At 47.0% G+C, this 26,063-nt stretch carries 21 protein-coding genes; 17 read left to right on the top strand and 4 right to left on the bottom strand.

All coding sequences use genetic code 11. From position 1 onward, the window contains the following. Positions 1 to 35: 35 nt before the first annotated feature. The 5 genes from A37S_RS0115375 to A37S_RS0115355 are packed head-to-tail and all read left to right on the top strand — an operon-like array spanning position 36 to position 8,127. Positions 36 to 3,188 (top strand): SusC/RagA family TonB-linked outer membrane protein, encoded by a 3,153-nt coding sequence (locus A37S_RS0115375; RefSeq protein WP_245586403.1) that lies wholly within the window; start codon positions 36 to 38, stop codon positions 3,186 to 3,188. Positions 3,189 to 3,235: 47 nt separating this feature from the next. After that, entirely contained in the window at positions 3,236 to 4,720 is a 1,485-nt protein-coding gene (locus A37S_RS0115370; protein WP_028297760.1) for a RagB/SusD family nutrient uptake outer membrane protein, read from the top strand. 11 nt (positions 4,721 to 4,731) lie between these two features. Then, a complete protein-coding gene (locus tag A37S_RS0115365; protein WP_245586402.1) occupies positions 4,732 to 5,889 on the top strand; it encodes a glycoside hydrolase family 130 protein in 1,158 nt (385 codons plus the stop codon). Positions 5,890 to 5,896: 7 nt separating this feature from the next. Beyond that, complete coding sequence (locus tag A37S_RS0115360; RefSeq protein WP_028297758.1) at positions 5,897 to 6,781, top strand: ROK family protein; 885 nt, start codon at positions 5,897 to 5,899, stop codon at positions 6,779 to 6,781. 11 nt (positions 6,782 to 6,792) lie between these two features. Beyond that, entirely contained in the window at positions 6,793 to 8,127 is a 1,335-nt protein-coding gene (locus A37S_RS0115355) for a sugar porter family MFS transporter (RefSeq protein WP_051293218.1), read from the top strand. 102 nt (positions 8,128 to 8,229) lie between these two features. On the opposite strand, the gene A37S_RS0115350 is transcribed toward A37S_RS0115355, so the two are convergent. Beyond that, a complete protein-coding gene (locus A37S_RS0115350; protein ID WP_028297756.1) occupies positions 8,230 to 9,009 on the bottom strand; it encodes a nitrilase family protein in 780 nt (259 codons plus the stop codon). A 73-nt stretch (positions 9,010 to 9,082) separates the two neighbouring features. Further along, entirely contained in the window at positions 9,083 to 10,249 is a 1,167-nt protein-coding gene (locus A37S_RS0115345; RefSeq protein ID WP_028297755.1) for a methionine aminotransferase, read from the bottom strand. 119 nt (positions 10,250 to 10,368) lie between these two features. Here A37S_RS0115345 and A37S_RS0115340 point away from each other — a divergent pair, with 119 nt between their 5' ends. The 6 genes from A37S_RS0115340 (at position 10,369) to A37S_RS24900 (ending at position 15,001) form a co-directional block, all read left to right on the top strand. Further along, positions 10,369 to 11,349: an ABC transporter substrate-binding protein gene (locus A37S_RS0115340; protein WP_028297754.1), complete on the top strand. Its 981-nt coding sequence runs from the start codon at positions 10,369 to 10,371 to the stop codon at positions 11,347 to 11,349. A gap of 154 nt (positions 11,350 to 11,503) precedes the next feature. Beyond that, positions 11,504 to 12,376, top strand: a complete 873-nt coding sequence (locus A37S_RS0115335) for an ABC transporter permease (RefSeq protein WP_028297753.1) — start codon at positions 11,504 to 11,506, stop codon at positions 12,374 to 12,376. Between the two features lie 45 nt (positions 12,377 to 12,421). Next, positions 12,422 to 13,171 carry an ABC transporter ATP-binding protein gene (locus A37S_RS0115330; protein WP_028297752.1) on the top strand — a complete coding sequence of 250 codons (750 nt, stop codon included), beginning with the start codon at positions 12,422 to 12,424 and terminating at the stop codon, positions 13,169 to 13,171. 28 nt (positions 13,172 to 13,199) lie between these two features. Further along, positions 13,200 to 13,856, top strand: a complete 657-nt coding sequence (locus tag A37S_RS0115325; RefSeq protein WP_028297751.1) for an ABC transporter ATP-binding protein — start codon at positions 13,200 to 13,202, stop codon at positions 13,854 to 13,856. Between the two features lie 4 nt (positions 13,857 to 13,860). Then, positions 13,861 to 14,349 carry an ATP-grasp domain-containing protein gene (locus A37S_RS0115320; RefSeq protein ID WP_036602756.1) on the top strand — a complete coding sequence of 163 codons (489 nt, stop codon included), beginning with the start codon at positions 13,861 to 13,863 and terminating at the stop codon, positions 14,347 to 14,349. Between the two features lie 10 nt (positions 14,350 to 14,359). After that, complete coding sequence (locus tag A37S_RS24900; protein ID WP_157278703.1) at positions 14,360 to 15,001, top strand: HAD family hydrolase; 642 nt, start codon at positions 14,360 to 14,362, stop codon at positions 14,999 to 15,001. Positions 15,002 to 15,111: 110 nt separating this feature from the next. On the opposite strand, the gene A37S_RS0115310 is transcribed toward A37S_RS24900, so the two are convergent. Further along, positions 15,112 to 16,950 carry a YfbK domain-containing protein gene (locus A37S_RS0115310; RefSeq protein ID WP_028297749.1) on the bottom strand — a complete coding sequence of 613 codons (1,839 nt, stop codon included), beginning with the start codon at positions 16,948 to 16,950 and terminating at the stop codon, positions 15,112 to 15,114. A 76-nt stretch (positions 16,951 to 17,026) separates the two neighbouring features. On the opposite strand from A37S_RS0115310, the gene A37S_RS0115305 reads away from it, so the two are divergent. The 5 genes from A37S_RS0115305 to A37S_RS0115285 all read left to right on the top strand — a co-directional run bounded on the left by A37S_RS0115305 (position 17,027) and on the right by A37S_RS0115285 (position 23,749). After that, positions 17,027 to 17,602, top strand: coding sequence for an RNA polymerase sigma factor (locus A37S_RS0115305; protein ID WP_028297748.1), 576 nt, complete (start codon positions 17,027 to 17,029; stop codon positions 17,600 to 17,602). After that, positions 17,592 to 18,854, top strand: coding sequence for an energy transducer TonB (locus A37S_RS0115300; protein WP_028297747.1), 1,263 nt, complete (start codon positions 17,592 to 17,594; stop codon positions 18,852 to 18,854). The genes A37S_RS0115305 and A37S_RS0115300 overlap by 11 nt, the downstream gene beginning before the upstream one ends. A 98-nt stretch (positions 18,855 to 18,952) precedes the next feature. Further along, positions 18,953 to 20,113, top strand: coding sequence for a phosphotransferase enzyme family protein (locus tag A37S_RS0115295; protein ID WP_028297746.1), 1,161 nt, complete (start codon positions 18,953 to 18,955; stop codon positions 20,111 to 20,113). A 225-nt stretch (positions 20,114 to 20,338) separates the two neighbouring features. Next, positions 20,339 to 22,186, top strand: a complete 1,848-nt coding sequence (locus A37S_RS0115290; protein WP_028297745.1) for a beta-N-acetylhexosaminidase — start codon at positions 20,339 to 20,341, stop codon at positions 22,184 to 22,186. Between the two features lie 180 nt (positions 22,187 to 22,366). After that, positions 22,367 to 23,749 carry an alpha-L-fucosidase gene (locus tag A37S_RS0115285; RefSeq protein ID WP_028297744.1) on the top strand — a complete coding sequence of 461 codons (1,383 nt, stop codon included), beginning with the start codon at positions 22,367 to 22,369 and terminating at the stop codon, positions 23,747 to 23,749. Positions 23,750 to 23,801: 52 nt separating this feature from the next. Here A37S_RS0115285 and A37S_RS0115280 read toward each other — a convergent pair whose 3' ends face one another. Then, a complete protein-coding gene (locus tag A37S_RS0115280) occupies positions 23,802 to 24,671 on the bottom strand; it encodes a TIM barrel protein (protein WP_028297743.1) in 870 nt (289 codons plus the stop codon). A gap of 198 nt (positions 24,672 to 24,869) precedes the next feature. Between A37S_RS0115280 and A37S_RS0115275 the strand changes: the two genes are divergently transcribed. Beyond that, positions 24,870 to 26,033: a Gfo/Idh/MocA family protein gene (locus A37S_RS0115275; RefSeq protein WP_028297742.1), complete on the top strand. Its 1,164-nt coding sequence runs from the start codon at positions 24,870 to 24,872 to the stop codon at positions 26,031 to 26,033. The last annotated feature ends 30 nt before the right edge of the window (positions 26,034 to 26,063 follow it).

Below are 26,063 nucleotides of genomic sequence, written 5' to 3'. Positions count from 1 at the left end.
ACGCTAATTGATTAATAACTTATATACCTATTATTATGATTGTCAAATGGACTTTTTGGAAGTGTAGAAAGGCTTTTGCGTATTTGCGCTCTGGGACTAAGCCGATGATGGCCCTGGTATGGCTGTCTTTATTGTTTAATGCGTCACTTATGGCCGCTGGTCACCCAACGATGGACAGTAGGTGGCTGCAGCAGCAAGTAACTGGAAGTGTGCTGGATGAAAACGGAGAAGGATTGCCGGGAGCTTCCGTTCGGGTAAAGAATACAACCGTTGGTGCTGCTACCAATGTTTCCGGTAAATTTCAAATTACGGTGGAAGAAGGTCAAACATTGATTTTCTCCTTTACAGGTTACCGCACAAAAGAAATCCTTTATCAAGGAGAGAAGGAATTGAACGTGCAGATGGAAGTTGATGCGGCAAATCTGGATGAAGTGGTGGTAGTAGGATATGCCTCCCAGCGCAAATCTACGATTACAGGTGCCCTTACTAACGTAAATATGTCTGATTTGGAGTCGAGACGCGTTCCCAATGTGGCTCAAACACTACAAGGGCAAGTGGCCGGTGTGCAGATCACACAGAGCACGGGAGCCCCGGGCGATGGCATCAATGTCCGTATTAGGGGAGAGGGAACCATAGGAAACAATAATCCTCTATATGTAGTAGACGGGGTACCTTCTAGGGATATCACATTTTTGAACCCCGCGGATATAGAGTCTATGTCGGTCTTGAAGGATGCTTCTGCTGCATCTATGTATGGATCGCGGGCTTCGGCCGGTGTGGTGGTAATTACCACGAAAATGGGGAAATCGGATCGCAATATGTTCAGTATCGATTATTTTACCGGAATTCAACAAGCAACGCATTTACCCCAGCTCTTGGACGCAGAACAGTATATGAATACCCTGGAAAAAGCCTGGAATAATTCTGGTTATGCAGGGCAGAACCCTTACACTCTAGACAAAGGTCGTACCGATTTTGCCAATACCGATTGGCTTGATGAACTTTTCGAAACGGGCAATACCCAAAGTATTCAGTTTTCTGGAAGTGGGGGAAATGACAAGACACAATACTTAATCTCTGGAGGTTACTATAGACAAAATGGAATAGTCGTTTATGACAATGACAAGTACGAACGCCTTAACTTCCGCGCCAACGTAAGCAGCAATTTGACAGACCGTTTTAAGATAGGTACCAACATGCAAATATCTTATTCTAAGCGGGATCAAATCTCTGCCAAAGGGGAATCGCCCGGCATCATTCGCCATGCGCTGTTGAGGCCTCCGGTATTGGGCGTGTATAAAGACCCGAGCGACCCCACTTGGTCTGCCAGCGATCCTTTTACAGACCTGCCATTCTATGTCAACAATCAGGTCAATACGGGGTATCAAAGCAATAAATATGAACTGACACGCAATCCGGTTGCGGCTGCTTATTTTACGGACGATGTTTTCAGTCAGATAAAGACTTTCGGCAATTTGTTTGGAGAATATAGCCTTTTGGCAGACAAATCCCTGAAATTTAGAACAAACGTCGGCATTGACCTCAACGTAAATCATACTAAGGCATTTTATGAGAACTATGGCGATGATGACGGTAGCGCCGGACCATACGACCAAGGGAAAGGACGCATAAACCGACCGGATGGGCTTAACGAAGATAGGGGTACCGACTTTACCTTAACTTGGAACAATGTGCTTTCTTATGACAAGCAATTTGGCAAGCACCAGCTAAGTGCCTTGGCTGGTACGGAATTCATCACCAACAATGCCTCTTCCATCAATGCCTCCAGGCGTCGGTATGATTATACCTATCCAACATTTCGCTACCTAGATTACGGCAGCACACTGCTGGACGTGTGGAACGGCGGTTCTGGGTCGGAGTTTGACCTATTTAGTGTTTTTGGTTCCGTTACCTATACTTATGATGACCGGTATATGGTTACGGCCAATGTGCGTGGTGACCAGTCATCTCGTTTCGGTGAAAACAACCGATGGGGCATATTCCCTTCTGTCTCTGCCGGGTGGAACGTCAGCAGGGAGGCTTTTATGCAAGATGTCAATTGGATCAGCGATTTGCGCCTGCGCGCAAGTACCGGTGCCTTGGGAAATCAGGAGATCAGCAATTACTCCTATATGACCTTAATAAAGCGGGTAGGTGAAAACTATTTGATAGACCGCTATGGCAATCCCGATTTGAAGTGGGAAACAACCCGCCAACATAACGTAGGGGTAGATTTCAGTGTCTTAAATAATAAGCTTTCATTCACGGCCGATTATTTCGTGAAAAATACCTCCGATATATTGCTGCCCATTTCCCTACCAAGCTTCGTGGGCGATGTTCAAGCTACTATCGTGAATGCAGGAGAAGTAAGAAACGCGGGCTTTGAGTTTTCTCTGGGCTATAGAGACAACACGGCAGGAGGGTTTCGCTATGCTATAAACGGCAATTTGGCCACATTGAGCAATGAAGTGTTGAAGCTGCATCCCAATTTGCCTTATATAAGCAGCACTGTGAGCCGAACAGAGGTAGGACATGCATTGAATGCCTACTATGGTTACCGCGTGGAAGGTATCTACCAGAATCAAGAAGAAATAAATAGCCACCTGTTCGGAACCAATAACCCTGTTCAAAAACCGGGCGATATTCGTTTCGTTGATTCCAATGGAGACGGCGTGATCAACGACAGTGACCGCGATTTTATAGGTAATCCCATTCCCAAGGTATCCTATGGGCTCAATCTGTCCGGAGGATACAAGGGATTTGATTTTGCCGTTTTGCTGCAAGGAGTAAAAGGGGTAGACAGGTACAATGATGGCAGGAAGATTCTGGATTTCGATACCCGCCCATTTAACTATACCACAGACGTATTGGGAAGCTGGGACGGCGAAGGTACGAGCAACAGCATTCCACGGTTGACCTTTACGGACAATGGAAGTAGCCGGGTATCTACCATCGTGTTGGAAGATGCGTCCTATGCGCGACTCAAAAACCTAGAGATTGGCTATTCTTTTGGCGAATGGATGAAGAAAACCAATGTGGTGAAAAATATGCGTATCTATGCTTCCGGGCAGAATTTGTTTACGATCACCGACTATAAAGGGCTGGATCCCGAGTCAACTGATCTGATCGATAGGGGTACTTACCCATCTTCCAGAACTTTCTTGTTTGGTGTAAATGTTACTTTCTAATCCCTGCGACGGATAGGATGATCTTATAATGATAATTGATGAATGACATGAAAAAAATTGTAAAATACGCATATCTGATGGGGCTCTGCATCCTTACAGCTAGCTGCGTGAAAGATAAAGACCCAATAGGCCTGCTCACCGCAGATCAAGTAAACGAAAATCCTTCAGTGGCAACCTTGCAGTCTGCCGTGAACAGCATCTACCAACCTTTGGCCAATACGACTGGATTCTTGGGAGACGGTAGCTGGGATAGGGGACTGTATATACGGCCGAATTTCGTTATTGAAGATATAGCCGCTGGTGACATGAACAAAAAATGGGCGTCAGATGGCGATCAGGCTTGGATGGACGAGATAGGCCGATTCACGTTCACCACGGAAAATCCAGGATTCAATGGTATTTGGACATACGATTTTGAAGGCATTTCCCGGGCAAACCTTGCCATAGATAAACTTGCCGATCCCGCCGTCTTGCAACAGGCGGGGATTGAGCAGAATCTGGCCAATAGGTTTTTGGGCGAAGCTTATTTCTTGCGTGCTTTTTATTATTTCGAACTGGTTGTCAACTTTGGCGACCTGCCCTTATTGATCGTTCCATTAGAATCGTTCAACGATGCCTACAACGTTTCCAATAGAGTGGACAAGGAAGAGATCTGGAATCAGATCCGTTCGGACCTTGAATTGGCTACGCAGCTATTGCCCGATTCCAAACTTTCCAGTACGGAGCAAGCGTGGAGAGCTTCGCGAGGAGCCGCCATAGCCATGCAAGCCAAAGTGGCCCTATATAACAAGCAATGGCAATTGGCACTTGAAAAAATACAATTGTTGGAAAGCAAGAATTTTTATACCTTGAACGAGAACTATTTCGACAGCTTCAACAATGCCAAGGAATTTCAGGATCAGGAGGTGGTGTTTGCCTACAATCATACGCAGGGTGCATTGCCGAGAAATGGCAATGGGCTAGGAGCATTGTTGGGCTGGGGCTTTTTGGCTCCATCGGATGATTTTATAGCCTCTTTCGAGGCCAATGATCCACGCCTGGATTATACGGTGAATGTGAGCGAAAGGCTTGTATATAAATTGATGGGCGATTTGAGTGCCGCCAATAGGGGCAATGGCGATTCGCCGGCAAACAAGATCTTGATCAGGTGGGCCGACGTGCTCCTGTGGAAAGCAGAGGCGCTTATGGAGACTGAACAATACCCCTCTGCTATAGCGTTGATCAATCAAATTCGTGCCAGGGCCCGCAATACGGTCACCTACGATAATAGTCAGGTACCCAATGGAACACTTCCGGCAAGGAGCGAGCAGGTAACGGACAAAAATATAGTGAAAACTTGGCTCATGCAGGAAAGAAGAGCAGAACTGGGTTTTGAGGGACATCGGTTTAGCGATTTGAGAAGGTGGGAAGTGGCAGATCAGGTATTGCCGGCAATGGGCAAGAACTTTAGGCCAAATCACTATTTATACCCCATTCCCCAAAGGGAGATCGATTTGTCAGGAGGACTTTTAACACAAAATGATGGATATTAAATTTTAAGATGATGATGAAGAATGTTTTTTCAAGGTTTTCGATAGGCCTGCTATTTTCGTTAATCGCACTTGGCTGCGTTTCACAAAAAAAAGATCGAGACCTTCCCGATTGGGCTTTTGGCGGTTTTGTCAGGCCCGAAGGTGTCAATCCGGTTATTTCTCCCGTTTCGGGAACCAGTTTTCTGGATCCGATGAGTGGCAAGGAGGTTGCCTGGGAAGACAATGACACCTTCAACCCCGGGGCGGCCGTCAAGGGAGATAGTATCATAGTCCTCTATCGGGCGGAAGACAAATCGGGCATTGCTATTGGACACCGAACATCCCGATTGGGATATGCTGCCACGAAGGATGGCATCCATTTCGACCGCAAATCAGCGCCGGTGTTCTATCCTGCCGATGATGACCAAAAGGAATACGAATGGCCGGGAGGTACGGAAGATCCGAGGGTAGCCGTCACCGAAGATGGGCTGTACGTGATGTTCTATACGCAATGGAACCGTCAAGTACCGAGATTGGGCGTTGCTACTTCCCGAGATCTCATTAGCTGGGAAAAGCACGGACCAATATTTAAAAAGGCGGTCCACGCAGATAAGATTTTCGATAAATCCCACAAATCTGCCTCCATTGTCACATCAGTAAACAAAGGCAATCAGGTAATTACGAAGGTGAACGGCAAGTATTGGATGTACTGGGGCGAGCATGGCGTTTATGGGGCCACCTCCGATAATTTGGTGGATTGGGAGCCCGTAGTCGACGAAAAGGGAGAGCTACAGGCATTTATTTCGCCTCGCAAGGGTTATTTTGATAGTAGCCTCACGGAATGTGGCCCACCGGCAGTGATGACCGACAAAGGAATCGTTTTGCTATACAATGGCAAGAACGACCCGGAAAATGGCGATGTACGTTTCAACAAAGGTACGTATAGCGCGGGGCAGGTACTCTTTGACAAGAACGATCCTACCAAGGTGCTGGGACGTCTGGACGTGCCTTTCTTAAGACCTATGGAGGCATTTGAGAAAAGTGGGCAATACGTGGATGGCACCGTGTTCATAGAAGGCTTGGTGTTTTTTAATGACAAATGGCTTTTATACTATGGCTGTGCCGATTCTAAGGTGGGCGTTGCCATTTATGACCCTCAGAAACCAGTAAACGCCGATCCGCTGCCTTAATAAATATATGGAGTTGTTAAAAGAACAGATTGTTATTGGTGCCGATATAGGCGGGTCGCACATTACCGCGGCTCAGGTGCTTTTTCCTCAGGGACAGCTAGTGGAATCCAGCATTGAACGGCGTAAGATAGACCCACATGCCTCCGCGGAGGAGATTTTGGCCAACTGGGTCGAAGCCTTGCGCATGGTAAGGAATCAGTACAAAGGCGGTGAACAGCCCTATTTGGCCATATCCATGCCTGGCCCATTCGATTATGTCGAAGGGGTATCCCTGATAAAGGGAATGAACAAATATGAGGCGCTTTATGGTTTGTCTATCCGTGCTGCCTTGGCCTCTGGCCTTGCTATTCCAGATAGTAACATCCTTTTTGTCAATGATGCCGAAGCCTTCCTCAAGGGAGAGGCGCTGTGCGGGGCAGCGCAGGGATTTGACAAGGCCTTTGGCATTACGCTTGGTACGGGCTTGGGTTCGGCTATTTATCGTTCTGGTGTGGTCAGTGACCTTAATCTAGGTTCTTCCCCATTTCTGGCAGGTATCGCAGAGGACTATATTTCCACTAGGGGAATTATTGCCCATTATCGTTCTTTGGGAGGGACTACCGCCATGGATGTAAAGGAACTGGTCATGGAGCAGCAAAGCATCCCATCCGTACAGGCGTTAAGGCAGCTGAGCAACTGGCTCGTCCAGTTCCTTAGCTTGCATTTACCCAGGTTAACGCCGGAGGTGGTCGTAATAGGGGGGAACATTGCCAAGGCCCACCCCCATTTTTTGCCTTCGGTAAGGCAAGCGCTGCAAGATGCGGGATTTTTTGTGCCGATCCATGTAGCATCTATGGGAGAAGGCGCAGCTATCATAGGAGCATCATCTTTTTTATACGAAAAAACACTATAGAAAAATAAAAAATGCAAACCAATATAAACCATCGTTTTGCCATCCGTTGCTCCTTGATTGCCTCGCTTGGCGGATTTCTTTTTGGGTTTGAGACGGCTGTAATTTCGGGCGCAGAAAAGACTATTCAAGAATTGTGGGTGCTCGATTCCTTCTGGCAGGGATTTACCGTTTCTGCCAGCCTCATTGGCACCGTTATCGGTGCGCTGGTAGCCAGTTTTCCGGCACAGCGCTTTGGACGTAAGAAAGTGCTCTTGGTCATCGCCCTTTTTTACCTGTTATCTGCCGTTGGTTGCGCCACATCCTATGCCTGGTTGCTCTTCATATTTTTCCGTTTCATGGGCGGACTGGCAGTGGGGGTGTCCTCCGTGGTCGGGCCCATCTACATTTCGGAGATCGCTCCGGCAAAGATCAGGGGCAGGCTGACCGGGTCTTTTCAGTTCATGATTGTTCTGGGCATATTTGTGGCCTATCTCACCAATTTCTTGTTTGTGGGATTGGGAGACGACGCTTGGCGCTGGATGTTGGGCATCATGGTGATTCCGGCATCTGTATTCCTTGTTTCATTGGGTTTTGTGCCTGAAAGTCCGAGGTGGCTAGCGATGAAGGGGTTTGGAGAACGCGCCAAGCAGGTATTCGCTAGGCTGGGTGAGCTAGACGAAATAGGGAGAATATCGGACCTGTCACGACAAGAGCCATTGAAGAGGGAATCCTTATTTCAACGGAAGTACACCAAACCCATACTGTATGCAGGTATCTTGGCCATGTTCAACCAATTGAGTGGCATCAACGCCATACTCTACTATGCCCCGCGAATTTTTGAGATGGCGGGTTTCGATAAGGAACAAGCCTATCTGCAGCCCGTTTTCATAGGCGGTGCCAACTTGTTGTTTACCTGTTTGGCCATGCTGATTATCGATAAGTTTGGGAGAAAGAAGCTACTGCTCGTGGGAAGTGTAGGGATGTTTGTCTTTTTGGGCTTGGTGGCACAAGCCTTTAGAGGGGGAGATATTGCGGGAAATTCGGCGATGTTGCTGTACCTGATAGGCTTTATTGCCTTCTTCGCTTTCTCGCAAGGAGCAGTCATCTGGGTGTTTATCTCGGAGATTTTCCCCAATGCAGTGCGCTCACAGGGCAGTTCTCTCGGGAGCTTTACCCACTGGATCATGGCCGCTGTTATCTCGTGGGTTTTTCCCATAGTAGTGGAAAGCAGTCCACAGGGAGGTTTCTATTCTTTTGTTTTCTATAGCATTATGATGGGCTTGTCTTTTGTTTTTATTTGGAAGTTCATGCCAGAGACCAAAGGGAAATCCCTGGAGGAGATTCAAAAAGAAATGATTAGAGAGTGATTTAAATAGGAAGAAATGCTGTAAATATCCGAGACATCGATGTTTCGGGCATAATGCCTGTCTCATTCAACGTTCTTTTTACAGCATTTCTATTCCATAGCGCTATTCCACTAGCTTGAAAGCATCGGCATCCTTGAGGAAAGGTAATTTTTCCCTTGTAGTAAGTAGGTCGTCTGCCGTAAGCGTAAAGGTGTAGAGGTCTTCATCCTCGGGTTTGTAGTAGATGACATTGCCATCTGGCCCCACGCACATGCTGCACCCAGAGTGATATACCTGATTGCCGTCATACCCCACGCGGTTTACGCCTATGGCGATGGCTTGGTTCTCTATGGCCCTGGCCGGTATCAGGGCGCGCCAGTGGGAAATGCGCCTATCTGGCCAACTTGCTATATAAAGCAGGATGTCGTAGGCCGCATTTAAGTTTCTGCTGAAGGCCGGAAAACGCAGGTCATAGCATGTTTGAAGGCATATTTTCCAGCCGTGCAGTTCTACAATGGTTCTTTTCTTTCCGGCAGTGAATAGCTCATCTTCCTTAGCCAAGCTGAAGAGGTGCCGTTTGTCGTACTTGTTGAACGTACCATCCGGACGCATCCATATGAAGCGGTTATAATACTTGCCGTCCTCTTCGATGATGAGGCTACCAGCGACCACCGCTTGGAATTTTTTTGCCTGTTCCAGCATCCAGTAGGTCGTAGGGCCACCTATTTTCTCGGCACATTTCTCCACGTTCATCGTAAATCCCGTATTGAACATTTCCGGCAATATAATAAGATCGGTTTTTTCCTTGATATTGGAAAGACGCAAACCTAGGTTTGTCAGGTTTTTTTCAGTGTTTTCCCAGAATAGATATGCTTGAAATATGGTTATTTTTAATGGTTTCATAATGCTTTATTTAATATAACCCCTAATGTCATATGAAATGAATTAATTGCATTTGTACGGTTCGCTTTTACGTCTATAACGTTGACGATAGTTGATCTATTTTTATAAGTTTTTCCAATGCTTTTTCCAAGGTCTCTTTCTTTTTTGCGAAGCAAAACCGAATGATATGATCGTCCAGTTTGCTCTTATAAAATACGGAAAGTGGGATACTTGCCACTTTGTGCTGTACCGTTACCTCTTTCGTGAAGCTAATATCGTCCAGATCGCTGATGGCGCTATAGTCGGCCAACAGGAAATAGGTGCCTTGCGGCCTGATAGGTTTGAACTTTGTCTGTTTCAGGCCTTCGTAGAGAAACTCCATCTTTTCCTTGAAAAAGTCGTTCAGGGCCAGTAGTTCGTCTTTATTCTTCATAAATTCATTTATAGCCATTTGTAGGGGCGTATTGACGGAGAACACCTGATATTGGTGTATCTTTCTGAATTCCTGCGTGAGGCGTTGCGGCGCGGCGCAGTAGCCTATCTTCCATCCCGTTACATGATAGGTTTTTCCGAAGGAGGAAACGACAAAGCTACGTTCGCGAAGCTCCGGATATTGGCACACACTGATGTGCTTTCGGTCGAATAGGATATGTTCATAGACTTCATCGCTCAGGATGATGATATCCGTCCCCTGGGTGATTTTTATCAATTGTTGCATGTCATTGTCCGTAAAGCACTTTCCGCAAGGGTTTTGCGGCGTGTTGATGATGATCATGCGCGTTTTGCTCGAAAAGAGCTTCTTCACTTTGTCCCATTCTACAGCAAAGTTATTTTCCGGTTTCAGCTCCACGGTCTTGATGATGCCTCCGAAAAGATCAACGGCAGGCGCATAGCAGTCATAGGATGGGTCGAAAGCAATGACTTCGTCATCAGGCCGTATGATAGCGGCTATGGCGGTAAAAATGGCTTGAGTAGCGCCGGCAGTCACAGTGATCTCTTCATCCGCATGGTACTCCGCTTGATACAGTTCTTGGATTTTCTCGGCGATTTTTTCGCGGAAGGATAGCACCCCCGGCATGGGCGCGTATTGATTGTTCCCTGCCTTCATGTATTTGTTGACTAAGGAAATGAGCTTAGGGTTGCAATTGAAATCGGGAAAACCTTGAGATAAATTGATAGCCCTCTGCTCTGTTGCGAGGGCGGACATAATGCTAAAGATTGAATTGTTGACTGCAGGTAATTTTGATGATATGTTGATCATGATGTTTATTCAAGTAGTAGTGTAAAACTAAGAACAAAAATGGAATAACCAAGATGTATTTGCTTTTGTTGACCAAGCTCTGTACATTTAACTCTCAATTTAGGAAATAATTGTAGAAAATGAAGGGTTTTGTTAGTCCTCCTTGGTTTTTATTGTTGCTTTTCGCTGTCTTTTTTTATGGCTCCTGTAAGGAAAAAAGCAATGATAAGGTAAGAGTCGGTTTTGTGGAAGCATTTGAGGATGAGACCATCGGCGAAGCTCGGAAGGGGTTCTTTGATGCGCTTGCCGACAAGGGCTTCAGTGAAGATCAGGGAACATTGGAGATAGTGTACAGAAATGCCCAGGGCGATCAAGGTATATTGAGCCAGGTTGTCAGCTACATGTCCTCCCAGAAGTTGGATCTTATTGGCACCAGTACGACCTTGGCTACCCTCGGCGTGATACAGCGTGTACATGACGTGCCCGTGTTTATGACGGTAACGGCCACGCCCGAAATATTGGGTATAACCGATAGAGATGGCCACGCTCCGGCCAACTTGTTTGGCGCAGCGGAAAACCTCGACTATATAGATACTTCATTTACCATCATCAAGCAAGTGGCGAAGCCAAGACATGAAAGTAAAGTACGTATTGGTATGATCTATAATCAGGCAGAACCGCAGTCTGTTGATGCTTATAATAGGTTGAACAGGTTGGCGCAGGCAGAAGAGATGACTTTGGTAGCGCTCCCTCTCAATAGTTCTGCGGAAGCACAGTTGGTGGTGAAAGCTTTGCTAAATAAAGGGATTGATGTCTTCTTTGCCAATCCCGATAACACTGTATTTGCGGCATTTGAGACCATCTTAAAGAATTGCAATGAGGCGCAGGTGCCTGTTTTCACTAGCGAAGAGGGGCTGGTGAAAAGAGGGGCGGTAGCGGCCTATGGAGCTGATATATATGCTTGGGGCTATGAGTCGGGGGCAGATGCCGCGAATTACCTACAGACCAAATCTACCGAAAGGCTCGGCGTGCATCTGGTGCAAAAACGGAAACGTGTGTACAATAAACAGGCTGCCGAGAAGTTCGGTTATCAATTTCCAAGTGATTACGAAGGACTCTGATAGGCATTGGTTGGTCATTAGTTGATTTGTCATTGGTTGATTACTTGGAGACGTAATATATTACGTCTGTACAGCTTTAGCCTTTAGTCCCTGACTGCCGTCAGGCAAGTTTTCGGCCTTAGTCTTTTTTACTTTTTATTTTTTACTTTAGAACATGTCCTTTTATCTTGCCGCCGTCTTGCAGGCGCTTTGCCTGGGCCCATTAGTGCTGGGCGTATATCTCACCATGAAGGTGTTCCGTTTTCCGGATATTACTGCCGATGGATCCTATACCCTGGGTGCCGTGGTTACGGCCATCGGCTTGGTAAACGGGTGGTCATTATGGTGGTGCATCCCCTTGGTGGTACTTTCGGGAGCGATCGCCGGAATATGTTCCGCATGGATTCACAATCGCATTAAGGTCAATTTGCTGTTGGCCGGGATATTGGTAATGACAGCCCTGTATTCCGTCAATCTCAGCATACTTGGTCGTTCCAATGTGCCTTTGCTACAGTATGGTACCCTATTCAACTGGTTAACTGTTTTTCGGACGTCTGATAGCAATACCTTGATCATAGTGACTTGCATACTGTGTTTGTTGATATCGTTCATGACCTATTTGCTGCGCACGGATTTTGGTCTGGCTATGAGGGCGACAGGCGATAATGAGCAGATGCTGAGAGCTTTGGGTGTCAATACGGCCAGGATGAAATGGATAGGCTTGGCGATAGCCAATGGGCTTGTCGCCCTGAGCGGCAGCCTGATAGCGCAGTTTCAGGGTTTTGCCGATGTGAACATGGGCATTGGTGTGATGATAACGGGCTTGGGCTCGGTGATGATTGCCGAGTCAGTTGTTTTGCTGTTTGGCATAAAAAGAATAGCCTTCGTATTGCTGGCGGTTATATCGGGTATGGTCCTGTTCCAGCTTATACTGGCATTTTCATTGAGCTTGGGCATAAACCCCGTTATGCTGAAATTGGTCACGGCACTGATCGTGCTGCTGGCGGTATCCATTCCCCAGTTACGGGTATATGGAAAGCGCTTTTAGATAATGGGCATTTGGGAAGCTTTTTTTTACTTTTTACTATTCACCGTGTTAGAATTTAAGCAGGTAATCAAAACGTTCAATAGGGGAGCAATGGACCTGGTAAAGGCCTTGGATCAAGTAGATTTGACGCTGAAAGCGGGCGACTTTGTCGTCGTTTTGGGCGCCAATGGGTCGGGCAAGAGCACCTTGTTGAATTGCCTGTCGGGCCGTTTGTCATTGGATGCCGGGGAGATATGGTTCGATGATAGGGCCATACATCAGTTGGCAGAGTATGAACGAAGCAAGTGGTTTGGGCGTGTGTTTCAAGATCCATTGCAGGGTACTTCCCCGCAATTGTCCGTGGTAGAGAATTTTCGCTTAGCAGCAGTGCGCACACAAGCCAAAACCATGCGAATAGGTTTGGATGCATCGTTTAGGGAAAGGGTGGCCAAGTACATCGCGAAACTGAACATGGGACTGGAGAACAAGTTGGATACGCCCATTAGCCTATTGAGTGGTGGGCAAAGGCAGGCGCTGAGCTTGCTGATGATGACCATGGATGAGGTTCGCGTGTTGCTGTTGGATGAACCGACCGCCGCCCTAGATCCCCGAACATCTAAAAAGATCATGGAAATAACTTCCAACATAATACGGGACAATCAACTGACGGCCATGTTGGTGACGCACAATATGAAGGACGCCCTGAAATACGGTAATAGACTCATCCTGATGAGCGAAGGGAAGATTGTGCGCGACATATCGGGCCAGGAAAAGGAAAACCTGTTGCCAGAGGATCTTTTGACTTGGTTTGAATAGTGCAGGGAAATGAATTATATTAGCGGCCATGTTAAGTGTAAAGGGGCTACATAAGTCTTATGGCAAGCTTGAGATCCTCAAAGGAGTAGATTTCGAGGTAAAACAAGGCGAGATCGTGAGCATCGTTGGAGCGTCTGGCGCAGGAAAGAGCACCTTGCTGCATATCATTGGTGCCTTGGATAAGGCAGATGCAGGAAAGGTAGTAGTGAATGGCAAGGATATCCATCGCATGGATGCAAAAGAGTTGAGCGACTTCAGGAATAAACATATCGGTTTCATCTTTCAGTTTCACCACCTGTTGCCCGAGTTCACGGCTGTGGAAAATGTCTGCATGCCCGCCTTCATTGCGGGCAAATCTAAAAAGGAAACGGAAGTGCGGGCCATGGAACTGCTTACCCTATTGGGGGTGGAACAGCGCGCATCCCACAAGCCCGAGGCACTTTCTGGTGGCGAGCAGCAACGTGTAGCTATTGCCCGAGCCTTAATGAACAATCCTGCTATTGTACTGGCAGATGAACCCTCTGGCAATCTCGACTCTGAAAATGCGGCAGCATTGCATCAGCTGTTTGTTGATCTGCGCGACAAGCTCCACCAGACTTTTGTGATAGTCACACATAACGAGGAACTGGCCCGAATTTCGGATAGGACGGTTTTAATGAAAGATGGATTGATAGTGCTTGATTGAAGAAATGGCAAGGTTAATGATAACGGCTGGCCTGGAACCCTTCGCTCTGAGGTTGGCCAAGCGCATACAGCAAGAGACGGATATAGCGGTTATATATGCAGACTGCCATGATATACCCAGGGTGCTCCTGCAAGGTGGAAAGTACAAGTTTATCCCCTATGGGGTAGCGCCTACTTTTGCACATGAAATTTTGAGCCTGTGCCTGGACGAAAATATAGATTACCTTTTGCCGCTTAGAAGGACGGAGATGCAAGCACTGGCGGAATCCAAGCAGCTATTTGCGGAATATGGCATTACGCTTTTGGTGCCAGCTAAAGGATTGCTAAATGAGGTTTCTTTTTTGGACAATCCAGACAAAGCCTTGCCGGTAGAAATCCTTCTGAATGGCAAAAATTTCTTTAATAATGAGGTATATAGCGAACTGATAGCTTATAGTGGGCCTTTTGTCATTTCTGATAGTGGCGAAGAGGCTTTGTTGGTAGGACTATTATAAAATGGATGAGATGATGCTAACTTTTGAAGATCTGGGTGCACAGTATGATGCCTTTGTTTTTGAGCTGGATGACGTGTTGTTTCCAAAGAAAGATTACCTCTTGCAGGTGTATTACCTCTTTGCCAATCTGCTGGAATATACAGAAACTGTTCCCCCTGCAGGAGAATTGACCAATTTTCTCAAAACGGCTTATCAATACCATGGTGAAGAGGGCCTGTTTGAGCGAGCTGCCCAAACCTTTGTCATCGATGAAAAATACAGGGAACAGTTTAGGCGTATGCACGTTCATGCGCAGCTTCCTTTGCGGCTTTACTTGTTTAAGGATATGCTGACCTTTTTGCAAGAGGCCGTAGCTGCCGGAAAGAAAATCATATTGCTCACAAAGGGCAATCCACTGGAACAGCTCAATAAAGTGAAGCACCTGGACTGGCAAGGTGTGGACCAATCATTGAAAGTCTATTTTTATGACGAATTATATGTTCAGGGCTATCACAGCCCCGTAGAGTTTGCATTGAAGGCCAACGATGTTCCTTTGGAAAATGCACTATTGGTTTCTAAGCACAAGGAGCATGCCTATCCCATTATGCCAGCGGGAACCCCGGTTATTTCCGTCGACCTATTGCTCTCCAGTGACGCATTGGCGGAGAAGTGAAGGGGAGATGTACAGAAAGGTAAGGTAAGAAGAAATACTAGTAAGAGAACCGCATATCCAGTGGGTACGCCGTTGCACCATCTGGATATGCGAGTCTTTTGACCTACGTACTACTGTAGCATTTTCGCGTTCTCCGCTAGGCGGATAAACTCTGCCCTATAGCCTTCATCGTCGGTTCCCTTTGCCTGTTTTGCCCGACTTATGAGTTTATCGAAGCTTGCCTGTTGCTTATATTCAGAATCTCTTAGGAGCATACCCAGCTCGGCTACGGCAGTAGCAAAACGAAAATCATCGGATGCATCCGCTAGAAGTATGGGCTTGCTACTGACTATCGTTTGCTTCATCTTGCTTTTCTCGCTGTCGGGATCTTTAAACCTGAATTTTACCGTAGCTATTTCATTGGAATTGCCGACAGTAGGTTGTGTGGGCACCTGCTGGTATTTCAGCGGATCGACATTGCCTACATATGAATCTTTGACCCCTACTGGAATAATCTCATAGAGGGCGGTAACGGTGTGTCCTACACCCATGTCGCCGCCCAGTTTGTTGTCGTTGTTGAAGTCTTCTTTCTCCAATAAGCGGTTCTCATATCCCAATAGGCGATAGGCCTGTACTTTGGCCGGATTAAATTCTATCTGCAATTTCACGTCCTTGGCAACGGTAAATAGCGTTCCTCCAAACTCGGTAACCACCGCCTTTCTGGCCTCGGAGATATTATCGATATAGGCATAGTTGCCATGTCCTTTATTTGCCAGGGTCTCCATTTTGCTATCTTTCAAATTGCCCATGCCAAAGCCGAATACAGAGAGGCTGATACCGCTTTGCCTTTCCTTGCTGATCAATCGCTCCATGTCCTCGTCGCTGGATGGGCCCACGTTAAAATCGCCGTCTGAGGCAAGGATGATGCGGTTGTTGCCGCCCTTGATGAAATTTTGCTTGGCGATGCTGTAGGCCAATTGAATGCCGGCACCGCCGGCTGTGGCACCACTCGCTTCCAATGCGTCGATAGCGTCTTTTATCTTTCCTTTCTGCTTGCCAGAGGTACTTTCCAATGCGATGCCTGCCTCCCCAGCATAGGTTACGATAGCCACGTTATCATTTTCCCGCAATTGATCGACCAGTACTTTCAATGAAGTTTTTACAAGTGGCAACCTGTTATGGCCGTTCATGGATCCAGATACGTCTATCAAGAATACCAAGTTCGATGGGGGCAGCTTGTCCGTAGGTACTGATTTGGCCTTGAGGCCGATGCGCAGCAATTGATGCTTTGGGTTCCATGGAGCGGTGGCAAGCTCCGTATGGATGGCTACGGGATCGCCATTTGTAGGACTAGGCAGTTGGTATTGGAAGTAATTGATCATTTCCTCTATCCGCACGGCATCTGCAGGAGGCAGTTGGCCGTTTTGGAGAAAACGGCGCACATTGCTATAAGATGCTCCATCTACGTCTACCGCCAAGGTCGAAAGCGCTTCGTTCAATGGGTTGATGAACCCGTTGTCGGTAAAGCCCTTGTACGATTCGGTGTTGGGAAGATAAGATCTGCCACGTATCATTACCCCGTTTACTCTTCCAGCAAGGGTGGCAGATGCTATGAGCGGACTGGCCATTTTGAATGCCTCGCGATCTGCATGCAAGACCTCCTCCAATTTTGCTGCACTGGCGTTCATCCATATATCCATGGTTGCTTTCTTGCTCAGTTTCACCTGCTGGGTATCATAGCCTATCATCGTGAAGGTAAGTTGATGGTGGTTGTCGTTTACGATGATGCTGTAGCGACCGTTTTTGTCGGTATGGGTGGCGATGCTGGTGCCTGTTATTGAAACCGATACGCCTGGCAAAGGCCGTTTGTCTTCGGCACTGTAGACCGTGCCGCTAATGGTGCGGCCCATGTGGTTCCTAAAGCCCGCTAGGCCTAGAAACGTTAAGCAAATAAAAAATGTCGTTTTCATATATTAAATTTTGACGAAGGATGCATCCCTTAAGAAATTTCCATAAGCGATAAAAAAAAATTAATTTGAGCCGCGTATGAATTGGTTCAAACATTCCAAGAAATCCGATGAGCTGGATGACGATGCCCTACTGGAGCGGTATCGTCAAACCGACGATCTGTCTTTCTTGGGTGAATTGTTTGCCAGGCATGCCGAGATGGTGTACTACGTGTGTTTCCGCTATTTGCAGGATGGAGAGCGCAGCAAGGACGCCACCATGCAAATCTTTGAAGAGCTGATTGTGAAGGTGCACAAGCAGGAGATCAAGCGTTTTGCCACCTGGCTGTACGTGCTCAGTCGCAACCACTGCCTCATGCAGCTGCGCTCGGAGAAGAAGATGCCGATGGTAGGGATGGATGAATTTGTGGAATTTCCGCTGCAGGAGCATCCTAACGATCCACTGGAAAAAGAACGCTCGTTGAGTGCCTTGGAGCGGTGCATGGAAAAGCTCTCCAAGGAACAGCGGGATAGCGTGGACTTGTTCTTCTTGAACGGGAAGTGTTATAAGGAAATAGTGGAAATGACGGGGTATAGCATGAAAGAGGTGAAAAGTTATATCCAGAATGGCAAGCGAAATTTGAAAATCTGTATGGAGAAGCATCGTGAAGACTAATAGGCCAGACATATCGTATATCAGGAAATATCTCAATGGCGAGCTAGATGCTCGTGCCATGTATGAGCTGGAACGACAGGCGCAAGATGATCCGTTATTGATGGATTTGTTGATGGGCATGGAAAGTGCCACCGAGACAACGCATAAGGCCAACCTATTGGCCATTGAACGGCAAATAGATCGACGTGTAAAGCAGGGCCAGAGAAAGAAACGCAGTTACTGGAAGTTTTCTGCCATGGCCGCCGCCATCTTATTGTTGCTTGCGGCGGGCAGCTTATGGCTATGGCAAATGCCACAGGAGAAGAAACTCATCGTCAGCAGCGAGGTGACCGAAGACAAAATCCCTGAGCTAGATAGCCCAGTAGCATATGTAGATTCGCCACCAGCTGTGGCAGAGCTGAAAAAACGACCGAGCAAACCCAAATCAACAGTTGAGCGGTCAACGGACGACAGAGGGAGCGAGAAGGCAAAGGCCGAGAGCCAGTCAATCCAAATTGCCCAAGCGCCGACCACCGTTCACAAAAACGATAGGAACGAAGAGCTGAGCGAAATATCGATTAGCCCGAGCAAGAGAAGGGATACCATGAGCAATCTATTGGCAGTTAGGGGGGCTAGAAGTGCCGCAATACGCGCTATGCCAGTGGCAGAAACTCCCTTGCTAGTGAAAGGCCTAGTGGTAGACAAGGTGACAAAAGAGCCTCTGGCTGGCGCTACCGTGCAGTCCCTTCATGACCTGCGATCGGCCAGTACCGATGGCGAAGGCCGTTTTTCTATGCCTATCTCAAGGCGCGATACCTTGAACATACGGTATATAGGGTATGAACAAGCAAGTGCTGTTGTTGGCACTGACAGTGTGATGATAGCCATGCAACCTTCGAGTGCCAGACTCAATGAACTTGTAGCCGCAAAAGCTTCCATTGATACTGTAGAAACGTTGATTTCTGGACGAGTGGCGGGCATACAGACGGACCAGAAGCCGAGGAACCCCACCAAAAAGCCAGAACCGGTTATAGGTTGGGATGCCTACAGAACCTATTTGCAGGCGGAAGCTCTTACGGAAGGGGATGAAGCCACTATTGTGTTGACGTTTCAGGTAGACGAGGATGGTACCCCCAAGCACATTCGCATAGCGAACGGGGCAAATGAGCAGTTGAACAAACGTGCAGTATCGATCGTAACAAATGGACCGAAATGGTTCGTGGGAACGGCAACAAATAAAGTGGAGATGAAAATAAAATTCAATAAGCGCTAATGTTTTTGACAGTATGCAAAATTTAGGCAAACGTTTGCGTTATCCTTTTGCTTGGAAGTATAGGATATCCATAGTATACTTGTTGAGTGGACAGACAAATGAATAGAAGTATTGATGGACTAAGCAAAGCGTTGGATATTTTCAATTGCTTTGAGGTAAATGAGAAGGTAGTTGCCGTTAGATCTTTTGGTAATGGACATATCAATGATACGTTTTTTGTGGAAACTGAAAATACCTCAAGTCCCAATTTTTTATTGCAACGAATCAATCACCACGTCTTTCAGGATATTGGCGCCGTCACCCAGAATATATACATCGTCACCAACCATTTGAGGCAAAAGCTAGAGGAGCAAGGCTATAGCAAAATGGAAATCACCAGAAAGGTGTTGACCCCCATTCCTGCGCAGGATGGCTCCTTCAGCATAAAGAGTGTCGACGGCGACTATTGGCGGCTGTACTACTTTATAGATGGCACCAAGTCCTATGAAATAGTAGAAAATGAAAAGCAGGCCTATGAAGGAGGAAAAGCCTTTGGCGAATTCCAGTCCATGCTTGTCGACCTCGATAGCTCCCTTTTGCTCGATGTCATTCCCAATTTTCATAACCTGGAATTTCGATACCAGCAGTTGCAAGATGCCATATCGGCCAATCGCGACGGCCGCTTGGCGGAGGTAGAGGAGGAGTTGACATTTGTCGATACGCATTTGGACAGCATGCTTACGGTTGTGAAATGGGGAAGGGAGGGTATGCTGCCGCTGCGTATCACGCATAATGACACCAAGTTTAACAACGTATTGCTCGATCAGGAAGATAAAGTACAGTGTATAGTAGATTTGGATACGGTCATGCCCGGTTATGTGGCCTATGATTTTGGGGATGCCGTGCGGACTATTATCAATACGGCGGCAGAAGACGAAGCGGATCACTCGAAGATCGGACTCAACCTATCGCTGTTTGACGCTTTTGCGAAAGGATTTCTTGAATATACGGCCGACAAATTAACCGAGTGGGAAAAGCGTTCCCTGCTGGAAGGAGTGTTGTTGTTGCCGTTTATCATGGGAGTACGTTTTTTGACGGACTATTTAAATGGTGATGTCTACTATAAGGTCGCTTTCGAAAAGCACAACTTGCAACGCGCCCGCGCACAGTTTGTTCTGGTAAAGCTGCTGCAGTCCAGCGAAGCTCAGCTCAAGACCATTATAGAAGACGCTGTAGATCAGCGGCAGCTAAGAAAAGGAGATAGCTTATTTTCCAAATAGTACTTTTTAAAAGGATACCCTTGTCGCTGTTGTAGGATGTCCGCATGCGGGAACTATTTGTTTTGTGTTTCAATCAGTAAGCCGTTCTTGGCCTAAGAAGAAGCGTTAAATTACTTTTTAAAACAGAATTTATCCTGATTTTTTATGGCCGATTTGTTTTGTTTGGGGTTGATTTTCAATGAAATAATTATATATATTTATAGGCAAAACACAAAACCGATAAAGATGACTAAAGATTTAAAGCTGATTTTGTTGCTTGCTTTTAGCGGGCTTAGTGGGGCATTTGCCCAGACAAGAGAAGTAAGTATCATTCCCAAACCGGCATCCATGCAATTGAGCGAAGGAAAGTTTCTGCTATCTCCTTCCGTGCCATTGGTTGCCAAGACACCCGCTGCTCGCAAAAATGCCGAACTTTTCAATGTTTTTCTTTCCAATAGATATGGTTTCACCTTGCCCGTCAGTTTTTTTGACGTAGTGGGTAGCAGCATCGTGCTGGACGATAGCCAAAACACCGATGAGGCCTATAGCCTAAAGGTTAGTCCATCGTCCGTGGATATAAAGGGGGGAAACGCTGGCGTTTTTTATGCCTTACAATCCCTCTTGCAGGCCATTGAAGAACAGGACGGCACCTTGGCGGTGCCTGCCCTGAGCATTGACGATAAGCCCGAATTTGGCTATAGAGGCCTTATGCTGGACGTATCTCGGCATTTTTTCCCCCTGGCGGAGTTGAAGAAAATTGTGGATATGATGGCCTATCTGAAGTTCAATCGGCTGCATTGGCATTTGACGGAAGATCAGGGGTGGAGATTGGAGATTAAGAAATACCCGAAATTGACGCAGATTTCGTCTTTTAGGGACTCTTCCATTATCGGCTTCCATTATGACAATAAGCCCTTTGTCTACGATGGTAAAAAACATGGAGGTTATTATACGCAAGATGAAGCGCGCGAACTGGTGAAATATGCGGCCGACAGGCACATTACCATTATGCCCGAAATAGAGCTGCCCGGCCACAGTACAGCTGCTTTGGCAGCCTATCCGGAATTGGGCAACCGCGATACCACTTACCAAGTTCCGGGCTATTGGGGCGTATATCCCTTCATCTATGCACCCAAGGAAGAGACCTTTAAGTTCCTGGAAGACGTGCTTACCGAGGTAATGGATATCTTCCCGAGCGAGTACATCCATATCGGCGGCGATGAAGTGCCAAAGGAACACTGGAAAACGTCAGATCTGGCACAGAAGCTGATAAAAAAACATAAACTGGAAGACGAACACGGCCTTCAAAGTTATTTCATCAGGCACATAGAGAAATTCTTGAACGCCCATGGTCGCCGTTTGGTGGGCTGGGACGAGATATTGGAAGGTGGTTTGGCCCCTAACGCTACGGTGATGAGTTGGAGAGGCGAAGCAGGGGGCATAGCAGCCGCCAGGCAAAACCACGACGTCATCATGACGCCAAACAGCCATCTTTATTTGGACCACAAGCAGTCCAAGGACCAAGCGGACGAACCTGTGTCCATTGGAGGGTTTTTACCTTTGGAAAAGGTATATAGCTACCATCCCCGCCCTGATTCGCTATCGGCAGATCAGCAAAAGCATATCTTAGGTGTGCAAGCCAATCTTTGGACGGAATACATCACTACCGCCAATCACCTGGAATATATGCTTTTCCCAAGGGCCTTGGCCTTGGCAGAGGTGGCTTGGACTTCCAATAGTGCAAAAGACTATACGGATTTTAGCCAGAAGCGCTTGCCAAAGCGTTTGCAGGAACTGGAGACACTTGGTTATCTGTATCGCATACCCGAAGCTGCGGTATCTTTCGGAAAGGCCAGCAATGGTAGAAAGACCATCACCTTAAAGCCATTTGTCGCTAATAGCAAGATCTATTATACCGTAGATGGGTATAAGGCTGATTTAACTTCCGCTCTTTACGATGGAGGCGCCATCGAACTACCTTGGTATCATGATAAAATGAAATATGCACCGGTGTTGAATTATATCGTAGTGACTCCTGATAACAGGGTGAGCAATATGTTCAGCATTCCGCTAATGGAAGAAGCGAAGAAGTAATTACTTTCTGATATATTAAATTAGGAGGTATCCATCTGCACACAGCCAATTGGATACCTCTTTTTATTAAGCAATTTCCTCTATGAAAAAATTCAATGGCAGAGGATAGATCGACAAATTCCTTTTATATACCACACAATTACATTGCTTATCAAAAGGAATTTATCTAAGTTTGACTAAATGATGATGAGAAGTTTACTGTTTCTTATGTTCATGCTTTCGCTCGCGAAACTGTCGGCGCAGGAAGCGAGCCCCGCTTGGGCCAGGGAAACTCCAGAGGCCAAGGAAAAGAGAATGGAATGGTGGAGGAACGATCGTTTTGGCCTGTTCATACACTGGGGCTTGTATTCGGTTCCAGCTCGGCATGAATGGGTGCAGCAGCGCGAGCAAATCAGTACAGAGGATTACGAAAAACGTTATTTCAATCTATTTGACCCCGATCTTTACCATCCAGAGGAATGGGCCGCGAAAGCGAAAGAAGCTGGGATGAAGTATGCCGTCATTACTACGCGCCATCACGAGGGATTCAGCCTGTGGGATACCAAGTTCAGCGATTTCAAGGCAACCAATACGCCTGCCAAACGCGATCTTATCAAGCCTTTTGTAGAAGCTTGTCGCAATGCTGGCCTAAAAGTGGGCTTTTACTATTCGTTGATTGATTGGCACCATCCGGACTTTACGGTAGACGGTACGCATGCCATGCGCAACAACCAAGAGGCAAGGGCCTCGAATGCCCACCGCGATATGGCCAAATACCGCCAGTTCATGAAAGATCAGGTGCGGGAACTGCTGACGAATTATGGCAAGATAGATATGTTGTTCTTCGATTTCTCCTATCCCGGTAAAGATGGCAAAGGGCACGAGGACTGGGACAGTGAAGGTTTGCTGAAGCTAGTGAGGCAATTGCAGCCTGATATCATCGTGAACGACCGCCTTGGGCTCGATGCAGGTTGGGGGTGGGACTACCGCACGCCAGAGCAGTTCATGCCGCAGTCATGGCCAGAGATAGACGGCCAGAAAGTGCCCTGGGAAACTTGCCAAACATTTTCGGGATCATGGGGCTATAACAGGGACGAGAATACCTGGAAAAGTACCAATCAGCTCATTGCTATGTTGATAGAGGTGGTAAGTAAAGGAGGCAACCTATTGCTGAATGTGGGACCTACCGCTAGGGGGTATATAGATGACAGGGCACAGGAACGATTGGAAGGCATCGGACGCTGGATGAAATACAATGACAGATCCATCTATGGGTGCACGGCAGCGCCATCGGAGTTTCAGAAACCGGACAATTGCCTGTTGACCTACAATCCCGATACCAGAAGGCTGTATGTGCACCTGTTGCAGTGGCCTTTCCAAACGCTTTATTTGCCAGGGTTCAGGGGAAAGGTACGCTATGCGCAGTTTCTGCACGATGGTTCGGAGGTGAAATTTACTGTCCGCACCGAGGCCAGCAGCCACGAGCATATGGCCATTACCGCGGGGGCTAATGACCTTATTGTTACCCTGCCCATTGTGAAGCCCAATGTAGAGATACCGGTATTGGAGTTGATTCTGGAGTAAAGGTAAATGGATGGAGGTGAAGTTCGCTCAAAATCACCCCCAAAAAATGAATTTACAAAGAAAGTTTCTTCATGTATGCGGCACTGGTTTCAGCATCCTGCAAAGGAGACGACTCTTCGTACTCTTCCTGTTCCACAATATTGTATTGCATGCCCAGGCCTTTTGCTGTTTTCAGCAAAGAAGGGAAATCGATCTTTCCTTCCCCCACTGGAGTAGATACATGCTTTCCTTCCTCTAGTTTGCTAAGGCCCCGATCTTTCACGTGGCATAAACGGAATCTCTTTGGATACCTTGCAAGCCACTCCAGTGGGTCTTGACCGGCATCTACCACCCAATAGATGTCCATTTCGAAATCTACCAGTTCAGGATCGGTTTCTTGCATCAGTATATCTTGAGGAAATTTGCCGGACTGCTCCTTAAAGGTGTAGTCGTGGTTGTGATAGGCAAAACGAATGCCTGCTTGCTTGCATATGCGACCATATTCGTTGAACAACCTGGCTTTCCATTTATAGTCTTCCAATTTCTTTTGAGGCCCTATCCATGGGCATATGAGGTACTTCATTCCTATGGCGGCGGCATCTTCGGCCTTCATGCCTAGGTAGTTGTCAACATCACAGTGCGACGACAGCGGAGTGAGCCCAAGGCTTTTCAAATAAGCACCATATTCTTTGTTTGTCATTCCCCAAAAAATACCTTGCTTGCCTTCGTATCCTTCAATTTGTTTATAACCCATTTCGGCTACTTTAGCCAGGGTTGCCCGAGGGTCCATTTCCATTTCTTCCCTAAGGGTATATAGCTGTAGGCCAAAGGTTTTTAGTTTCGTTGGAGCGGAAGCAAATGCATCTCCCCAACTATTGGAAAGGAGCATCCCGGTCGTTAATGCACCGGTTGCTTTTAGAAAATTTCGTCTATTTTGATTCATGTTGTTAAGTTGAACGAATGGTATTATTCGGTAAATTAAAGAAAAAATTTTGGGAATAATTACAGGAATATCGTTAAGTTTATCCTTTGTTTGCCCTCAAGCCTACAAATAGCTCTTTTTGTTTGGAGTAGACTGTAACGGTAAGGGACGGTAAGATATAAACCATAATTATTAAAAAACGATAAAAACAAATTGACGATGCAAAGAAAACTGCGTATGGGCATGGTGGGTGGAGGCCCCGGATCTTTTATTGGTGCCGTGCACCGCATTGCCGCAAATATGGATGGGAAAGTGGAACTTGTCTGTGGGGCATTTAGCAGCAGCCTGGACAAATCCAAGGAAACGGCCAAGCAACTTTTTTTGTCGGAAGACCGTGTATATGCCAATTACGAAGAGTTGATTTCCAAAGAAGCGGCATTGCCGGAAGACGAGCGAATGGATTTTTTGAGTATCGTTACGCCAAACTTTCTACACTTCGCACCGGCAAAGTTGGCTCTGGAAAATGGTTTCCATGTAGTGCTGGACAAGCCGATGACCATTACGCTGGAGGAAGCTAAAGAACTGGACAGCTTGGCCAAGCAAAACAACTTGGTGTTTTGCCTCACACATACCTATACCGGATACCCGATGGTGAAGGAGGCGAGGGATCTGGTAAGCAAGGGCGTTCTCGGAAATATCTATAAAGTGTATGTCGAGTATCCGCAGGGATGGCTGAGTACCTTTGGGGCAGATAACGAGGAGTTGGAGTCCCCTTCCTCCTGGCATACTGATCCGGCCAAAAGTGGCTTGGCAGGCAGCATGGGCGACATTGGCACGCATGCCTTCAATATGGCCGAGTATGTAAGTGGGTTGGAGGTCACAGCGGTATGCGCTGCGCTCAACAAAGTGGTACCGGGCAGGCGCCTGGACGATGACGGTGCCGTGTTGTTGCAGTTCGGCAATGGGGCTACGGGCGTGCTGATGGCCAGCCAGGTAGCTACCGGAGAAGAAAACAACATCAAGGTGCGTGTGTACGGTGAGAAAGGTGGTTTGGAATGGCAACAGGATATAGCCAATACCTTGCTATTGAAATGGCGCGACAAGCCAGCGCAGATATACCGTACCGGTGGTGCCTATGTGGGATCGTTTGCAAAGCACAATACGCGCGTGCCTGCCGGTCATCCGGAAGGCTACCTCGAAGCTTTTGCCAACCATTACCGCAATTTTGCCTCTACGGTATTGGCCTCTATCAATGGCGAAACCCCCTCCGCCGAAGAGCTGGATTTTCCCGGAACGAAAGCAGGGGTACGGGGGATGGCTTTCGTAGAAAGTGTAGTGTCCAGTGGAGACAGCGAGCAAAAGTGGACTCCTTTTGCCGTATAGGTTGCAAGTAATTATATTTTTAAGTTCTAA

Source organism: Olivibacter sitiensis DSM 17696 (assembly GCF_000427965.1).
GTDB classification, from domain to species: domain Bacteria; phylum Bacteroidota; class Bacteroidia; order Sphingobacteriales; family Sphingobacteriaceae; genus Olivibacter; species Olivibacter sitiensis.
This window is presented reverse-complemented; position numbering and strand designations above follow the sequence as displayed.

Bases quoted from the DNA above. Each gene is read 5' to 3' on its own strand.
- A37S_RS0115335 (WP_028297753.1), top strand. From the start codon at position 11,504: ATGTCCTTTTATCTTGCCGCCGTCTTGCAGGCGCTTTGCCTGGGCCCA.
- A37S_RS0115370 (WP_028297760.1), top strand. From the start codon at position 3,236: ATGAAAAAAATTGTAAAATACGCATATCTGATGGGGCTCTGCATCCTT.
- A37S_RS0115310 (WP_028297749.1), bottom strand. From the start codon at position 16,950: ATGAAAACGACATTTTTTATTTGCTTAACGTTTCTAGGCCTAGCGGGC.
- A37S_RS0115355 (WP_051293218.1), top strand. From the start codon at position 6,793: ATGCAAACCAATATAAACCATCGTTTTGCCATCCGTTGCTCCTTGATT.
- A37S_RS0115320 (WP_036602756.1), top strand. From the start codon at position 13,861: ATGGCAAGGTTAATGATAACGGCTGGCCTGGAACCCTTCGCTCTGAGG.
- A37S_RS0115275 (WP_028297742.1), top strand. From the start codon at position 24,870: ATGCAAAGAAAACTGCGTATGGGCATGGTGGGTGGAGGCCCCGGATCT.
- A37S_RS0115350 (WP_028297756.1), bottom strand. From the start codon at position 9,009: ATGAAACCATTAAAAATAACCATATTTCAAGCATATCTATTCTGGGAA.
- A37S_RS0115295 (WP_028297746.1), top strand. From the start codon at position 18,953: ATGAATAGAAGTATTGATGGACTAAGCAAAGCGTTGGATATTTTCAAT.
- A37S_RS0115290 (WP_028297745.1), top strand. From the start codon at position 20,339: ATGACTAAAGATTTAAAGCTGATTTTGTTGCTTGCTTTTAGCGGGCTT.
- A37S_RS0115375 (WP_245586403.1), top strand. From the start codon at position 36: ATGATTGTCAAATGGACTTTTTGGAAGTGTAGAAAGGCTTTTGCGTAT.
- A37S_RS0115345 (WP_028297755.1), bottom strand. From the start codon at position 10,249: ATGATCAACATATCATCAAAATTACCTGCAGTCAACAATTCAATCTTT.
- A37S_RS0115280 (WP_028297743.1), bottom strand. From the start codon at position 24,671: ATGAATCAAAATAGACGAAATTTTCTAAAAGCAACCGGTGCATTAACG.
- A37S_RS0115285 (WP_028297744.1), top strand. From the start codon at position 22,367: ATGATGATGAGAAGTTTACTGTTTCTTATGTTCATGCTTTCGCTCGCG.
- A37S_RS0115360 (WP_028297758.1), top strand. From the start codon at position 5,897: ATGGAGTTGTTAAAAGAACAGATTGTTATTGGTGCCGATATAGGCGGG.
- A37S_RS0115305 (WP_028297748.1), top strand. From the start codon at position 17,027: ATGAATTGGTTCAAACATTCCAAGAAATCCGATGAGCTGGATGACGAT.
- A37S_RS0115325 (WP_028297751.1), top strand. From the start codon at position 13,200: ATGTTAAGTGTAAAGGGGCTACATAAGTCTTATGGCAAGCTTGAGATC.
- A37S_RS0115340 (WP_028297754.1), top strand. From the start codon at position 10,369: ATGAAGGGTTTTGTTAGTCCTCCTTGGTTTTTATTGTTGCTTTTCGCT.
- A37S_RS24900 (WP_157278703.1), top strand. From the start codon at position 14,360: ATGATGCTAACTTTTGAAGATCTGGGTGCACAGTATGATGCCTTTGTT.
- A37S_RS0115365 (WP_245586402.1), top strand. From the start codon at position 4,732: ATGATGAAGAATGTTTTTTCAAGGTTTTCGATAGGCCTGCTATTTTCG.